The organism is Nonomuraea sp. NPDC001684 (assembly GCF_053596515.1).
Genome location: NZ_JBSFGJ010000072.1, coordinates 1 through 14,337 on the forward strand (window position 1 = coordinate 1; position 14,337 = coordinate 14,337).

Here is a 14,337-nt window from a genome sequence, read left to right on the forward strand (position 1 = left end):
GCTCGGCGGCCAGGACGGCGGCGCGCCCGGCGGCGTACCGCCCGGCGAGCTCGGCGGACAGCGCGGCGGGGGTGGCGGCGCGCAGCGGCGCCACGGCGGCGGGAACGGGCGCGGGCACCCCCGCGGACCCGCCGGCGCCGGACGCGGGCACCGCCACCGAAGCGGTGACGAGCGCGGCGAGCAGGCGGTGCCTCAGCGATGCCATGGCGAATGGTCCCCTTCCGTGCCGGTTCTTCCTTCCGGCACCGAAGGTAGGGATCACGCCTTGTAGTCGGCTTCCCGCTGGGGGATGCACCTTGCGCGTAGCTCTGAGGTACTACGGGGCTGAGGAGGCGTACAGTGGCCGCACTGAGGAGGCGCCATGCTCACGGTGACATCCGCCGACGGGACCGACGTCCGGGTGGTCGAGGAGGGGCAGGGCCCGGCCGTCCTCGTCCTGCACGCGGGGCTCGACGACGGCACCCAGTGGGGCAAGGTCGCGGGGCTGCTCGCGCCGCGGTTCCGCGTGGTGCGCGTCCGGCGCCGTCAGTACCGGCCGGACCTGGCCGGGCCCGCCACCATGGCGCAGGAGGCCGCCGACGCGGTGGCGGTGGCGGCCGCGCTCGGCGGGCCCGTCCTGCTCGTCGGGCATTCCTCCGGCGCGGTGGCCGCGCTGGAGTCCCTGCTCCTCGCGCCGGACGCCTTCGCGGGCGCGGTCCTGTACGAGCCGCCCGTCGCCCTCGGACCCTCGCTCGGCGGCGCGGCCGGCCAGGCGGCCGCGGCCGCGGTGGCGGCGGGCCGGCCGGGCCGGGCGATGCGGATCTTCTTCAGGGACGTGGTGGGCCTGTCGCCGGCGATCTCCTGGCTGACCTCCGTGGCGGTGGCCTGCCATCGGCCGACGCGGCTGCGCGCGCCCCGCCAGATCGACGACCTGCTGGCGATCGACGCCCTGGGCGACCGGCGGGCGGCCTACGCGGCGATCCGCACGCCGGTGGTGCTGCTCGGCGGCGACCGCAGCCCCGCCCATCTCGGCGCGCGGCTCGACGCCCTGCGGGAGACGATCCCCGGCGCCCGGCGCGTCACGCTGCACGGGCAGGGGCACGGCGCGCACCTGAGAGCGCCTGCGGAGGTGGCCCAGGTGATCGAGGCGCACGCGCGGGACGTCCTCGGCGAGAGCTGAGCGCGTGCCGCCCGCCGGTCACCTGCGGGGGCCGCAGCTCCCGCGGATGATCAGCTCGGTGGGCAGCACCACCGAGCGCGCCCGCCGGGTGCCCTCGCGCAGCACCAGCTCGCAGGCCCGGTATCCCATGTCCCGGCCCGGCTGGGCGATCACGGTCAGCGGCGGTGCGCACAGCTCGGCCCAGGGCACGTCGTCGTACATCACCAGCGACACGTCCTTCGGCACCCGCAGGTCGAGCTCGCGGGCGGCCAGCACGGCCGCCTCGCCCAGGACGTTCCCGCCCGCGACGACGGCCGACAGGTCGGGACGGCTCTGGAACAGGCCGGAGGCGGCGGCGTACGCCGAGTCGCGGCTGCCGGTGCCGAACACCACCAGCTCCTCGTCCACCGGCGCGCCCACGGCCTCGCGGAAGGCGGCGGCCCGCCGGTCGTGGCCGGGGCCGCCGAGGAAGGCGATGCGCCGGTGGCCGAGGCCCCGCAGGTAGCGCACGGCCGTACGGATGCCGGCGCGGTCGTCGGCCAGCACGGCGGGCACGTCGAGCGGACGCGCGGCGCCCTCGGGGACGCGCCCGCGCGGGGCCACGCCGTCGAGGAGCATGAGATCGTCGAGGGCGCTCTCGGCGGGGTCGCGGTCGCCGTCGCGCCCGGCCTCGGGCGGCAGGCGGTCGGCGAAGACCACCGTCATGCCCGCCCTGAGCGCGGGGGCCCACGTCTCGGCGTCGCCGGAGGGCACCGCGATCACCCGGTCGACGCTCTGTTCGAGCAGCATGCCGATCAGCTCGGCCTCCTGCTCGGGGTCGCCGCCCGTCGAGCCCAGCACGACCGGCTCGCCCGCCGACCGGGCGCAGGCGAGCACGCCCTCGCAGAGCTGCCCGTAGAAGGTGTCGGTGAGGTCGGGCACCAGCAGGCCCAGGCCGCCGGTGCGGCGCTGGCGCAGGTTGCGGCCGAGCGCGCTGGGGCGGTAGTCGAGCTGGGCGGCGACGGCCAGCACCCGCTCCCTGGTGCTGGGACTGGCCGAGCCGCCCGACAGCACCCGGGACACGGTCGCGACGCCGACGCCCGCCGCCTCGGCCACATCCTTGATCGTCGCCCGCTTCTCCATGGAAACGATTCCATCATGGATTCCAGGTCACCGGAAGACCATCGGTCCTACAAAGGCTGGTCACGCGGTACCCCTTGACACCGATGTCCGTTTCGGGTGAGATACGTGAAAACGTATCCACGGGAACCGAGAACCAACGTCCGGGCCGATCGCCCTGGAGCGCGAAGGAATGTCATGGCATCCATCGTTCTGACGAACGTCGACAAGATCTACGCCGGTGGCGTGAAGGCCGTGAACGGGCTGAACCTTGAGATCAAGGACGGCGAGTTCATGGTGCTGGTGGGCCCATCGGGTTGCGGCAAGTCGACCGCGCTCCGGATGATCGCCGGCCTTGAGGACATCAGCGGCGGCGAGATCGCCATCGGCGACAAGGTGGTCAACCACCTTCCGCCGAAGGACCGCGACATCGCGATGGTCTTCCAGAACTACGCGCTCTACCCGCACATGACGGTCGAGGAGAACCTCGCCTTCGGCCTCAAGCTCCGCAAGATGCCCAAGCCGGAGATCCAGAAGCGGGTCAACGAGGCCGCCAAGATGCTCGGCCTGGAGACCTACCTCAAGCGCAAGCCGGCCGCTCTGTCCGGTGGTCAGCGCCAGCGTGTCGCCATGGGCCGCGCCATCGTCCGCGAGCCGCAGGCCTTCCTCATGGACGAGCCGCTGTCGAACCTCGACGCCAAGCTCCGCGTCTCCATGCGCGCCTCGCTCAACACCCTGCACGAGCGCCTCGGCGTCACCACCGTGTACGTCACCCACGACCAGGTCGAGGCCATGACCCTCGGCGACCGCGTCTGCGTCCTGCGCGACGGTCTTCTCCAGCAGGTCGACACCCCGCAGAACCTGTTCGACAAGCCGGTCAACCTGTTCGTCGCCGGCTTCATGGGCTCGCCCTCGATGAACTTCGTCACCGCCGAGCTGGCCCGCGACAACGGCGCGGTCGTGCGCTTCGCCGACATCAGCCTGCCGATCCCCGACTCGGCCTTCGCCGACAAGCCGGGCCTCGACCAGTACATCGGCAAGAAGGTCATCCTCGGCATCCGCCCGTCGGACTTCGAGGACGCCAACTCGGCCGGCAACCACGCCAACGGCTGGGCCACCCTGCCCGTCAAGGCGGAGGTCACCGAGGAGCTGGGCTCCGAGATCAACGTGCTGTTCCTGATCGACGCCCCGCCGGTCGAGCACAAGGACACCGTCGCCGCCGCCGACACGGGCGACGACGAGGAGGCGGCGCTGCCGCTCGTGGGCGACAAGTCCCTGTGGACCGCCCGCGTCAACGCCCGCAGCCACGTGCGCCCCGGCCAGCGCATCGACCTGGTCCTGGACACGCACAACCTGCACTTCTTCGACCCGACGAGCGGCCTGGCCATCGGCCACGAGGCCAACCGCTAGCAGAGCCCGCCGGATCTTCCGGTTCCCGGCCGTGAGTTACTCACGGCCGTCCCGGGCCCCCACCGCGACCCCCTCCCGCGGCGGGGGCCCACCTTGTTGTGGCACGCCCCGAGGTCAGCGGCGGCCGAGCCTGGCCGAGACGCGCCCGGCCAGGTTGTGCGGCACCAGCTTGCCGATCGCCACGATGGCCTTGTAGCGCAGGTCGGGCACCGAGACCCGCTTGCCGAGCGCGAGGTCGCGCATGGCGTCCCTGACCACGTTGTCGGCCTTCAGCCACAGGAACCCCGGGATGCCCGAGGTGTCCATGGACGCCCGCTGGTGGAACTCGGTGCGCACGAAACCCGGGCACAGCGCCATGATCTTGATCCGCGGGTTGCGCACGTCGTTGGCCGCCGACTCGCTGAAGTTGACCACCCACGCCTTCGAGGCGCTGTAGGTGCCGCGGGAGAAGAACGCCGCGACCGACGCCACGTTGATCACCGCGCCCCGGTCACGCTTGCGCATCGCGGGCAGCGCCGCCAGGGTGAGCCGCAGCACGGCCTCGCAGTGGACCTTCAGCATGCGCAGCTCGTCCTCGACCGGCACCTTCAGGAAGTCGCCGGGGTGGCCGAAACCGGCGTTGTTCACCAGCAGGTCGACGCCGTCGCGGAGCCTCGACTCGACCCTGGCCAGGCCCTCCTCGGTGGCCAGGTCGGCGGGCAGCACCTCGACGTCCACGCCGTACCTGAGCCTGAGCTGGTCGGCGACCTGGACGAGCCGCTGCTCGTCGCGCGCGACCAGGACGAGCGAGCAGGCGTCGGCGGCCAGGCGGCGGGCGAACGCGGCGCCGATGCCGGCGGTGGCGCCCGTGATCAATGCGGTAGGCATGTCCTGAACCTTAACGTCCCCGGTCGGGCGTGCGAGTATGGACGGCGTGCGCCCCCTCGCGGCCGTGCTCCTCCTGGCCCTCACCGCCTGCTCGGCCGCCTCGCCACCACCCGGCCCGGCCACCGTGTCCTCCGCCCCGCCCGCCCCGCCGGCCTCCACTCGGCCTTCTCCGCCGGCGAGCCCCGAGCCGAAGAGCGCTCCCCGGCAGGTGCGCTTCCGCGAGCTCGGCCGGTTCGAACGGCCGGTCGCCCTCGCCGCGCGCAAGGGCGACGCCCGGCTCTACGTCGCCGAGCAGGGCGGCCGGCTGCGCGCCACGGACGGCGACGTCATCGTCGACCTGTCGGGCGAGGTGAGCGGCGGCAACGAGCAGGGCCTGCTCGGCGTGGCCTTCCATCCCTCCGGCCGCTGGCTCTACCTCGACTGGACCGACACCCGCGGCGCCACCCACGTCACCGAATGGGCCTTCGACGGCCGGCGCGCCACCGGCCGGCGCGACGTGCTCACCCAGGAGCAGCCGTACGCCAACCACAACGGCGGCCAGCTCGCCTTCGGCCCCGACGGCCACCTCTACGTCGGGCTCGGCGACGGTGGCAGCGCGGGCGACCCGCAGGGCAACGGCCAGGACCTCGGCACGCTGCTGGGCAAGATCCTGCGCATCGACCCGCGCGGCAGGCCGTACAAGGTACCGCGGGACAACCCGTTCGCCGGGAAGGACGGCGCGCGGCCCGAGATCTGGGCCTACGGCCTGCGCAACCCCTGGCGGTTCGGCTTCGACCGGCACAGCGGCGACCTGTGGATCGGCGACGTCGGCCAGGACGAGGTGGAGGAGGTCGACCGCCAGCCGGCCGCCTCCAAGGGCGGCGAGAACTACGGCTGGAACCTGCGCGAGGGCGGGCGGCCCTTCCGCGGGGGCACGGGCCGCGGCCTGACCGAGCCGGTCATCACCTACCCCCTGCACAAGGACGGCAACTGCTCGGTGATCGCCGGGTACGTCTACCGCGGCGCCGCGCTGCCCTGGCTGCGCGGCAGCTTCCTGTACGGGGACTTCTGCGCCGGCTGGGTCCGGGCCGCGCCCGCGGCCGAGCCGTCGAAGGCGGCCGAGATCGGCCGGGTCGAGCAGCTCTCCTCCTTCGGGGAGGGGCTCGACGGCGAGCTCTACGCGCTCAGCCTGCGGGGTCCGCTCTACCGGATCGAGCCTGCCTGACCCGCTCGATCAGCTCCTCGACCTGGTCGTTGAGCCGCGATCCGCGGGTCCAGCCGGCGTAGTGGGTCAGGAAGACCACCACTTCGCGCAGCTCGCTCTCGCTCAGGTCGCCCGCCCGCAGCGCGACGTCGAGCTGCACGGCGGTCAGCTCGTCGAGCCCCTGTCCGACGAGCAGCCCGAGCAGCAGCAGCCGGCGCTCCTTGACCGACAGGGCGGTCCTCGACCACAGGTCGGCGAACTGCCGCTCAGCCGTCATGCCGAAGGAGTCGACGGTCTCCATCGCGGGTTCTTTCATGGTGCGCTCCGAGGCTCGGGATGGGCGTCCTCATATCCTTTGCTACTTCCTGTGGTCTACCAATGGGGGTTGCACGAACGTTGTATCCCGGGCGACCGTAGAGTGTGGCGACCTGGCCCATACCACCATTTGGTGATCTGTAACAAGTAAAGCCAATCAATGGCCAAGATTTGGTCAAGATTTCTCATCGTGCATCCGGCCTCATTCCGCATGAAAGCGGGCACAACAACTGCGTTGGTCCGTAAAGCGGAGGTAAGCCCTGGTGAAAAGGACACGGGCTTGGATCGCGCTCATGGTCGCGGTTTTCGTGCTGTCGGCGTGCGGGCAGCCGGAGTTCACCTACGTACGGGACAGGGAAGGCACCACCTATTTCAAGGTGCCCGCCTCGTTCACGCAGCTCAACGCCAATCCGATCGAACTCTATCTGACGGGTGACCGACCCGGTTCGCTGGCGGCGGCGACGCGCGCGCAGCGGGTCTGGTCCACGGCCTTCGACCAGTCGGCCGAGCCGTCGGTCAACCATCTGCTGAGCTCGTCCGACCCGTTCGTGTACGCCACCGTGCACAAGCTCACCGAGCAGCAGCGGGACGCGATCTCGCTCAACCGGCTGCGCGACTTCGTGTTGCCCGTGACGGACCCGATGCGCGAGCTGTACGAGCAGCAGGCCATGACCACCGGCCGGCCGCCCATGTTCGCCAAGTTCGAGCTCCTCAGCGACGACGTCCTCGCCCTGGAGAACGGCGCCAGAGGCGTGCGGGTGCGCTTCAACTACCAGATCGGCGCCGACGTCCAGACGTTCGACCAGACCGCGATCCTCGACGAGAAGGGCGCGACGGTCTCGGTCATGCTCATCGGCTGCCGGGCGACCTGCTACCGCGACCGCGGCGCCGAGTTCGACAAGATCGCGGCTTCGTTCAAGCTGCTCCGGCTGCCCGGATGAGGGGACGTCAGTGACCACCACCGTTCAGCACGAAGGGCTGCGCGCCCCCGGCAGCGGGCCCTCCGACCCCGACTCCGTGACCAGGAAGAAGATGCAGTTCTGGGACCGGAGCAAGTTCCTCGTCGCGCTGGTCCTGGCCTACCTGATCCTCACCTGGAAGGTGATGGCCGACTGGACGGGCGTCGTGACCTTCCCCGAGGCGGCCTGGAAGATCGGCTACGAGTACCAGTGGATCTTCTGGCTGCTCGGCGCCGAGGCCCTGCGGCAACTGCACTTCCTGGTCAGCGAGCACTGGTCGGGCTACCACCGGTTCTGGAGCCAGAAGGTCTTCGGCGGGTTCGAGCGGTGGACGCACCGGCGCTTCGACGACTGGACCAGGTACCGCATCTCCCGAGCCCTGAAGATCGCCTTCTTCGTCACGCTGACCGCGCTCGTGGCGGGGGCGGTGCTGGACGTCAGCCCGTTCGTCGCCCTGTTGCAGGCGCCGACGCTGATCTGGCAGGCGCTGCCGTTCCTGCTGCAGATCGTCTTCCTGTTCTTCTTCGTCATCATCCAGTTCGTCGGCCTGTTCTGGTTCCTGTCCAGGGGCGGCGTGGAGACGTACTTCCCCGACGACATCAAGACCCGCTTCGCCGACGTCTGGGGACAGGACCACGTGGTCGAGCGGGTCCAGGAGAACATCGTCTTCCTGGAGCGGCCCGACGAGATCGAGCGGCGCGGCGGGTACGTGCCCAGCGGCCTGCTGCTGTGGGGCCCGCCGGGCACCGGCAAGACGCTGATGGCCGAGGCCGTGGCCGGCGAGACCGGCAAGCCGTACGTGTTCGTGGATCCGGGAGCCTTCACGAACATGTTCATGGGCGTCGGCATCCTGAAGGTCAAGGGCCTGTTCAGGAAGCTGCGCAAGCTGGCGCTGCGGTACGGCGGCGTGATCGTCTTCTTCGACGAGGCCGACTCGCTCGGCAAGCGCGGCAAGCTGGCCCAGCAGGGTCCGCCGGGGCAGGGCGGCTTCTCGGCGCACACCGGCTTGCCTGGGCCCTCCGGCATGTTCGGGCACTCCGGCTTCACTGCGCACTCCGGCTGCCACGGGATGACGTACCTGTCGGAGGAGAGCCGCTCGGTGCTGGCCTTCAAGGGGCGGCGGGAGGCCGCCGACCCGCCGGGCACCTGGCGCGAGCGCTTCTTCGCCGGCGGCGGCATGATGAACAGCGGCGACCCCGGCACCCTCCAGGCGCTGCTCACCGAGCTGTCCGGGCTCAAGAAGCCGCGCGGCTTCTTCAACCGGCTGGTCAGGCGGCTGCTCGGGATGCGGCCCAAGCCGCCGCCCAAATACCGCATCCTCGTCATGATGGCCACCAACCGGCCCGACGCGCTGGACGAGGCACTGCTGCGGCCGGGCCGCATCGACCGCATCTACAAGGTCGGCTACCCGTCCAAGGCCGGGCGGGTACGGACGTACCAGGGCTATTTCGACAAGGTCGAGCACGAGCTCACCGGGGAGCAGATCGACAAGCTGGCCACGATCACGCCGTACGCGACCGGGGCCACGATCAAGGACCTGGTCAACGAGTCGCTGATCACCGCCATCCGCGACGGCCGGGAGGTCATCACCTGGTCGGACGTGCTGCGCGCCAAGCGGCTCAAGCAGCTCGGCCCGCCCGAGGACGTCGAGTACATCGAGCGCGAGCGGCACGCCGTGGCCGTGCACGAGGCGTGCCACGCCGTGGTGGCGTACGTGACCCGGTTCCATCTGGAGATCGACATCGCCACCATCGAGAAGGGCGCCGACTACCTGGGCATGGTCGCCTCGATCAAGCCCGAGGACCAGTTCACCCGCTGGAAGTCCGAGTACGAGGCCGACATCATGGTCTCCCTGGCCTCGCTGGCCGGCGAGCGCATGTTCTTCGGCGAGGACAACTCCTCCGGCGTCTCCGGCGACCTGCACGCGGCCACGTTCCTCACCGCGCTCATGGAGTCGTACTGGGGGATGGGCTCCGGCGTCACGTCGCTGCCCGCGCTGCAGGAGCTGGAGATCCACGGCGGCAAGGCCATGCGCGGCCGGGGCGGCGGGGGCGGCGGCATCGGCATCACCGAGCGCGAGCCGGTGCGTGCCGCGCCCGACCTGACCCCCGACGTGCTGGGCGAGCGCATCGAGTTCAACCTGGTGCGGCTGCTGGAGAAGACCGAGCGGCTGCTGGAGGAGCACCGCAGGCAGGTGCTGTGCCTGGCGCACGCCCTGGAGACGCACAAGACGCTCAACGGCGACGACGTGGTGGCCGTCATCCGGGGCGAGCGCGGACCGCTCGTGGACGGCACGATCTACGCCTCCGACGAGCTCTACGAGCAGCTGGAGGACTACCACCACGACGCGGCCAGGGCGCACAAGGAGCACAGCCGCATCGAGCGCGAGCTGCCCGGCCCGGTGGAGGAGGAGGCCGCGCCCCGGGCGGTCGCCTTCGCCGCCCCGGCCGCGGGCGCCGCCCCGGCCGCGGCGCAGGTGATCACGGCCGAGGTCACCCGGATCGACCCGGGCGGCGGGCAGGGTGTCGGGCAGGGTGTCGGGCAGGGTGTCGGGCAGGGCGTCGAACAGGGTGGTGATCGGCCCGAGTTCGTGCCGTGGGCGCCAGCCCCGCGGGCCGCCGCAATCCCGTCAGCAGTCCCGTCAGCAGTCCCGTCAGCAGTCCCATCAGCGGGCCCATCAGCGGGCCCGTCAGCGGTCTCGTCGGCGGTCCAGGCGGTCCCGGCGGGGATTCCGGCCGCCGTCCCGCACGCGGGCTTCGGGCCGGTCCCCGGGGCGGTCGCCGAGGCCGGGCCGCGGCGGCGCGCCGGACGGGCCTGGCTGGTCGTGGCCAGCCTGCTCGGGCTGATCGCGCTGGCCCTGATCGCGGCGCTGGCGGTGACCGGCGCGGTGCCCGGCGCGGGCGCCGACGTCGCGGCGGCCCCCGCGCTCGCCTCGCCGGCCCTGCTGCTCCTGCTGTTCGTCGTGGTCGTCGGGGTGGTCGTGGGCGCCGGGCTCGCGTTCGTGGCGGTCAGGGGCGTACGGACGGCGCAGGCCAAGGCGGAACGCGAGCGCGACGAGGCCCACCGGCGGGCCCAGCTGCTGGCCGCGGCCATGGACCCGGACACCGCCATGCGGCTGCTCGGCTACGACGGCACCGGCAACGGCAACGGCAACGGGACCCGGGCCGATGGGTGATCATATGGTCACTTAGAGTAAGGATGTATGAGCAAGGACGGCGTCGTACGCAGCCTGGTCCCCGCCCGCATGGACCGCCTGCCGTGGGCGCCGTTCCACACCCGGCTGGTGATCGCGCTCGGCGTGGCCTGGGTGCTCGACGGGCTGGAGATCACCATCGCCAGCAACGTCGGGGCGTTCCTGCAGCGCCCCGACACGCTCGGCTTCACCTCCGCCGAGGTGGGCCTGTCGGCCACCGTCTACCTGATCGGCCAGGTGGCCGGCGCGCTCTACTTCGGCTGGCTGTCCGACCGGCTCGGCCGCCGGAAGCTGTTCATCCTCACGCTCGGCATCTACCTGGTCGCCAGCGGCCTGACCGCCCTGTCGTGGGACCTGTGGAGCTTCCTGGTGCTGCGGTTCGTGGCCGGGGCGGGCATCGGCGGCGAGTACGCGGCCGTCAACTCCGCCATCGACGAGATGATCCCCTCCCACTACCGGGGCCACGTGGACCTGGCCATCAACGGCACCTACTGGCTGGGGTCGCTGCTGGCCACCTCGGCCACGTTCCTGCTGTTGCACCCGGGCGGGCCGCTGGACCCCGACTGGGCCTGGCGGCTCGGGTTCGCGGTCGGGCCGGTGATCGGCCTGGCCATCTGGGGGCTGCGCCGGCACCTGCCGGAGAGCCCGCGCTGGCTGATGACGCACGGCCGCGAGGAGGAGGCCGAGCTGGTCGTCGCCCGCATCGAGCGGGAGGTCGAGTGGGAGGACCGGGTCAGGCTGGAGCCGGTGCCGCAGGAGCAGGCGCTGGAGATCGTCCCCGAGCATCACGCGCCGCTGTCGCAGGTCGCCAGGACGTTGTTCCGCACGTACCCGGAACGCTCGGTGCTGGGGGCGACGCTGATGATCTGCCAGTCGTTCCTCTACAACGCCGTGTTCTTCACCTACTCGCTGGTGCTGACGCACTTCTACGGCGTCCCGGCGGGCTCGGTGCCGCAGTACATGTTCGCCTTCGCGGCCGGGAACCTGCTCGGGCCGCTGCTGCTGGGCAGGCTGTTCGACACGGTCGGGCGCAGGCAGATGATCTCGGCCACGTACATCACCTCGGGGCTGCTGCTGGCGGTGACCGGGTGGCTGTTCAAGGAGGGGATGCTGACGGCGGTCACGCAGACCGTGCTCTGGTCGGTGATCTTCTTCATCGCCTCGGCGGCGGCCAGCTCGGCGTACCTGACCGTGAGCGAGATCTTCCCCATCGAGCTGCGGGCCCAGGCCATCGCCATCTTCTTCGCGCTCGGGCAGGTCGCGGGCGCGTTCGGGCCGACGGTCTTCGCCTCCCTCATCGGCGACCAGCGCAACCCCGACCCCACCCGGCTGTTCTACGGCTACTGCTTCGGCGCCGGGATGATGGTGGCGGCCGGGCTGGTGGAGATCGTCTTCGGGGTGAAGGCCGAGCGCACGCCGCTGGAGCACATCGCGGCCCCGCTGACCTCCCGCCAGGCCACCCCTACCTAGCCGGGTCCTGCCCGCCCTGGTGCCCGGCCTGGTGCCCGGTCTGGTGCTCGGCCTGGTGCTCGGCGTGCGCCCGCGCCACCAGGGCGGTCAGCCGCTCGTCCCGGGCGACGCCGGCCCGCTGCCGCTCCGGCAGCTCGCCCAGCCGCGCCTCGGCCGCGAGCAGGTCGCGGTAGACCTCCTCGCGCCGCGCCGGGTCCTTCTCCACGTCCAGGTAGTCCTGGGCGTGCCGGCGGACGGCCGACACCACGTTCTGCGCCCGGCCGCGGGGGCTGGCCAGCGAGGCGGCAACGGTGACCAGCAGCACGCCGACGATCACCGACAGGGACAGCCCGGTGCTGATCTCGGTGACGTTCACCGGCTCGCCGTCGTTGATGAACGGCACGTTGTTCTCGTGCAGCGCGTGCAGCCCGAGTTTGACGCCGATGAAGGCCAGGATGACCGCCAGCCCGTAGGCGAGGTAGATGAGCCGGTCGAGCAGGCCGTCGATGAGGAAGTAGAGCTGCCGCAGCCCCAGCAGGGAGAAGGCGGTGGCGGTGAAGACGAGGTAGACGTTCTGGGTGAGGCCGAAGATGGCCGGGATGGAGTCGAGTGCGAACAGCACGTCGGTGCCGGCCAGGGCGATCATGACCAGCAACATCGGCGTCATCACCCGGCGGCCGTCCACCACCGTGAACAGCCGGTCGCCGTCGTAGCTGTCGGTGGCGCGGAACAGCCCGCGGGCCAGGCGGACCATGACGTTGTCGGTGTGGCCCTCGCCGCCCTCGGGCCGCAGCAGGTTGCCCGCCGTGAGCAGCAGGATCAGGCTGAAGACGTAGAACACCCAGGCGAACGTCTCGATCATCGCGGCGCCGAGGAGGATGAACCCGGTCCTGGCGATCAGCGAGAAGACGATGCCGAACAGCAGGGCCTTCTGCTGGTCGGCGCGCGGCACCCGGAAGCTCGCCATGATGACGAGGAAGACGAACAGGTTGTCGACCGACAGCGCCTTCTCGGTCACGTACCCGGCGAAGTACTCCGCGCCCGGCTCGGCGCCGCCGAACGCCCACACGCCCACGCCGAACAGCAGGGCGATCCCGACGTACAGGGCCGACCAGACGGCCGCCTCGCGCAGCGCGGGGACGTGCGCCTGCCGCACGTGGAAGAAGAAGTCGAACAGCAGCAGGCCGGCGATCCCCAGGATCGTCAGCCACCACACGGGCGCGGACACGTCCACGAACGCTCCTCGGGCTGAAGGCGGATCTCCAGGCGGCCGACCGGCTCGGCCAATTCCGCCTCCTCGTAGGCGAAGTGCGAGGCCAGGGCCTGCGAGAGCCGTTCGACGCCGGCCCGGACCCGGTCGATCCTGGCCGGGTCGGCGATCATCTCCGCGCACGCCCGGTCCAGGCGGTCCAGCAGCTCGGCGATGACCTCGTGCTCCTGTTCCAGCTTCTTGACCACCGGCTCCAGGGCGGGGTCGCGCTCGGTGAGGGCGGGGAAGGTGCTGCCGTGCTCGACGTCGTGGTGCACGGTCAGCAGGCGGCGGAAGGTCGCGCAGAACACGCCGAGCGTCCAGTGGTTCTGGCGCAGCGCGAGCCGGTCGCCGTCCTGGCGCGGGGCCGCGGTCTCGGCGGCGACCTGCTCGATCGCGTCCCTGACCTGGCGGAGCTGGGCGCGGTAGCCGTCGTGCACGTCCACCAGGCGGCGGCCAAGCCGGGCCTGGTCGGGGGGCAGGGCGGCCGGGTCGCCGCCGGCCGTCCTGGGCCGGCCGGGCTCGTCCAGGTCGGGGATCGTCACCGGCCGGCGGACCGGCTCGGGCGCGGGCCGGCCGCGTTCCCTGGCCACGGCCGCCCGTACGGCGGGCGCGACCTCCTCGGCGAACACCCGCAGATCGCGCTCGGCCTCCACCCCCGGGGCCAGCACGAACCCGCTCATGCCCGCCTCGAACACCAGCTCCGTGAGCTGCTCGGCCCACAGGGCGGCTGGCCCGTCGAGGAAGCCCGCGCCGGGCAGCGGCGACAGGCTGCCGCCGAGGTTGTAGACCTTGCGGATCGCCGCCGGGTCGCGCCCGGCGTCCGCGGCGGCCGCGTCGAGGATCCTGGCCTGCGCGGTCACCGCCTCGGGCGGGCTGTGGAAGGACGAGGTCAGCCAGCCGTCGCCGGTCCGGCCGGTCAGCTCCAGCATCCGCCGCCCGGTCGCGCCGATCCAGATCCCGATCGGGTGCGGCGGGAACGGGCCGGGCCGCGCGCCCGCCAGCCGGTGGTGACCGCCGGAGAAGGTCACCGGGTCGCCCGGCGTCCACAGCGCCCGGATGACCGTGATCGCCTCGGCCAGCGCCTCGATCGACTCGCCGGGGGAGAGCCGGGGGCCGCCCATGGCGGCGATGGCGTCCCACAGCGCGCCCGCGCCGAGCCCCAGCTCCACCCGGCCGCCGCTGAGGATGTCCAGCGAGGCGGCGGCCCTGGCCAGCACGGCGGGCGGGCGCAGCGGCACGTTGGCCACGTCGGGCACCAGCCGGACGCGCTCGGTGCGCTGCGCGATGGTGGCCAGCAGGGTCCAGGAGTCGAGGAATCCCGCCTGGTAGGGGTGGTCCTGGACGCCGACCAGGTCCAGGCCGAGCCGGTCGGCGAGCTCGGCGTGCCGCAGGACCCGGTCGCCGTCCGCCGCCTCGGGCGCGAGCAGCGCGCCGAACCAGACATCCTCCATGATCATCATCCCCCGGCCTCGA

11 protein-coding genes and 1 pseudogene are annotated in these 14,337 nt (G+C 72.0%); 6 read left to right on the forward strand and 6 right to left on the reverse strand.

All coding sequences use genetic code 11. From position 1 onward, the window contains the following. Positions 1 to 205 (reverse strand): annotated as a pseudogene (locus tag ACWCSD_RS16305) (hypothetical protein); the annotation flags it as partial. 156 nt (positions 206 to 361) lie between these two features. On the opposite strand from ACWCSD_RS16305, the gene ACWCSD_RS16310 reads away from it, so the two are divergent. Further along, positions 362 to 1,159, forward strand: coding sequence for an alpha/beta fold hydrolase (locus ACWCSD_RS16310; RefSeq protein WP_397163743.1), 798 nt, complete (start codon positions 362 to 364; stop codon positions 1,157 to 1,159). A gap of 18 nt (positions 1,160 to 1,177) precedes the next feature. On the opposite strand, the gene ACWCSD_RS16315 is transcribed toward ACWCSD_RS16310, so the two are convergent. After that, positions 1,178 to 2,260 (reverse strand): LacI family DNA-binding transcriptional regulator, encoded by a 1,083-nt coding sequence (locus ACWCSD_RS16315; RefSeq protein ID WP_397163744.1) that lies wholly within the window; start codon positions 2,258 to 2,260, stop codon positions 1,178 to 1,180. Between the two features lie 174 nt (positions 2,261 to 2,434). Between ACWCSD_RS16315 and ACWCSD_RS16320 the strand changes: the two genes are divergently transcribed. After that, complete coding sequence (locus ACWCSD_RS16320; RefSeq protein WP_352357172.1) at positions 2,435 to 3,646, forward strand: ABC transporter ATP-binding protein; 1,212 nt, start codon at positions 2,435 to 2,437, stop codon at positions 3,644 to 3,646. Between the two features lie 114 nt (positions 3,647 to 3,760). Here the strand turns inward: ACWCSD_RS16320 and ACWCSD_RS16325 are convergent, their stop codons facing one another. After that, positions 3,761 to 4,513, reverse strand: coding sequence for an SDR family NAD(P)-dependent oxidoreductase (locus ACWCSD_RS16325; RefSeq protein WP_358285009.1), 753 nt, complete (start codon positions 4,511 to 4,513; stop codon positions 3,761 to 3,763). Between the two features lie 46 nt (positions 4,514 to 4,559). On the opposite strand from ACWCSD_RS16325, the gene ACWCSD_RS16330 reads away from it, so the two are divergent. Continuing rightward, complete coding sequence (locus ACWCSD_RS16330; protein ID WP_449915710.1) at positions 4,560 to 5,717, forward strand: PQQ-dependent sugar dehydrogenase; 1,158 nt, start codon at positions 4,560 to 4,562, stop codon at positions 5,715 to 5,717. On the opposite strand, the gene ACWCSD_RS16335 is transcribed toward ACWCSD_RS16330, so the two are convergent. Further along, the gene (locus ACWCSD_RS16335) at positions 5,677 to 6,012 is read right to left on the reverse strand and encodes a carboxymuconolactone decarboxylase family protein (protein ID WP_352324894.1); all 336 of its coding nucleotides are present in this window, start codon (positions 6,010 to 6,012) and stop codon (positions 5,677 to 5,679) included. The two genes, ACWCSD_RS16330 and ACWCSD_RS16335, sit on opposite strands and share 41 nt — an antisense overlap. A gap of 292 nt (positions 6,013 to 6,304) precedes the next feature. Between ACWCSD_RS16335 and ACWCSD_RS16340 the strand changes: the two genes are divergently transcribed. The 3 genes from ACWCSD_RS16340 to ACWCSD_RS16350 are packed head-to-tail and all read left to right on the forward strand — an operon-like array spanning position 6,305 to position 11,633. After that, on the forward strand, positions 6,305 to 6,952 hold the full coding sequence (locus tag ACWCSD_RS16340; RefSeq protein ID WP_449915714.1) for a hypothetical protein: 648 nt from the start codon (positions 6,305 to 6,307) through the stop codon (positions 6,950 to 6,952). Positions 6,953 to 6,962: 10 nt separating this feature from the next. Continuing rightward, positions 6,963 to 10,145 carry an AAA family ATPase gene (locus ACWCSD_RS16345; RefSeq protein WP_449915717.1) on the forward strand — a complete coding sequence of 1,061 codons (3,183 nt, stop codon included), beginning with the start codon at positions 6,963 to 6,965 and terminating at the stop codon, positions 10,143 to 10,145. Positions 10,146 to 10,172: 27 nt separating this feature from the next. After that, positions 10,173 to 11,633 (forward strand): MFS transporter, encoded by a 1,461-nt coding sequence (locus ACWCSD_RS16350; protein WP_449915719.1) that lies wholly within the window; start codon positions 10,173 to 10,175, stop codon positions 11,631 to 11,633. On the opposite strand, the gene ACWCSD_RS16355 is transcribed toward ACWCSD_RS16350, so the two are convergent. After that, positions 11,626 to 12,846: a TerC family protein gene (locus ACWCSD_RS16355; protein ID WP_397163754.1), complete on the reverse strand. Its 1,221-nt coding sequence runs from the start codon at positions 12,844 to 12,846 to the stop codon at positions 11,626 to 11,628. The two genes, ACWCSD_RS16350 and ACWCSD_RS16355, sit on opposite strands and share 8 nt — an antisense overlap. Next, a complete protein-coding gene (locus ACWCSD_RS16360) occupies positions 12,816 to 14,315 on the reverse strand; it encodes an LLM class flavin-dependent oxidoreductase (protein WP_449915722.1) in 1,500 nt (499 codons plus the stop codon). Before ACWCSD_RS16360 ends, ACWCSD_RS16355 begins: the two co-directional genes overlap by 31 nt. Positions 14,316 to 14,337 lie beyond the last annotated feature (22 nt).

What these genes read in the sequence shown, in the direction of transcription:
- ACWCSD_RS16340 (WP_449915714.1), top strand. Translation starts at nt 6,305, where the DNA reads ATGGTCGCGGTTTTCGTGCTGTCGGCGTGCGGGCAGCCGGAGTTCACC.
- ACWCSD_RS16325 (WP_358285009.1), bottom strand. Translation starts at nt 4,513, where the DNA reads ATGCCTACCGCATTGATCACGGGCGCCACCGCCGGCATCGGCGCCGCG.
- ACWCSD_RS16310 (WP_397163743.1), top strand. Translation starts at nt 362, where the DNA reads ATGCTCACGGTGACATCCGCCGACGGGACCGACGTCCGGGTGGTCGAG.
- ACWCSD_RS16350 (WP_449915719.1), top strand. Translation starts at nt 10,173, where the DNA reads ATGAGCAAGGACGGCGTCGTACGCAGCCTGGTCCCCGCCCGCATGGAC.
- ACWCSD_RS16315 (WP_397163744.1), bottom strand. Translation starts at nt 2,260, where the DNA reads ATGGAGAAGCGGGCGACGATCAAGGATGTGGCCGAGGCGGCGGGCGTC.
- ACWCSD_RS16335 (WP_352324894.1), bottom strand. Translation starts at nt 6,012, where the DNA reads ATGAAAGAACCCGCGATGGAGACCGTCGACTCCTTCGGCATGACGGCT.
- ACWCSD_RS16360 (WP_449915722.1), bottom strand. Translation starts at nt 14,315, where the DNA reads ATGGAGGATGTCTGGTTCGGCGCGCTGCTCGCGCCCGAGGCGGCGGAC.
- ACWCSD_RS16320 (WP_352357172.1), top strand. Translation starts at nt 2,435, where the DNA reads ATGGCATCCATCGTTCTGACGAACGTCGACAAGATCTACGCCGGTGGC.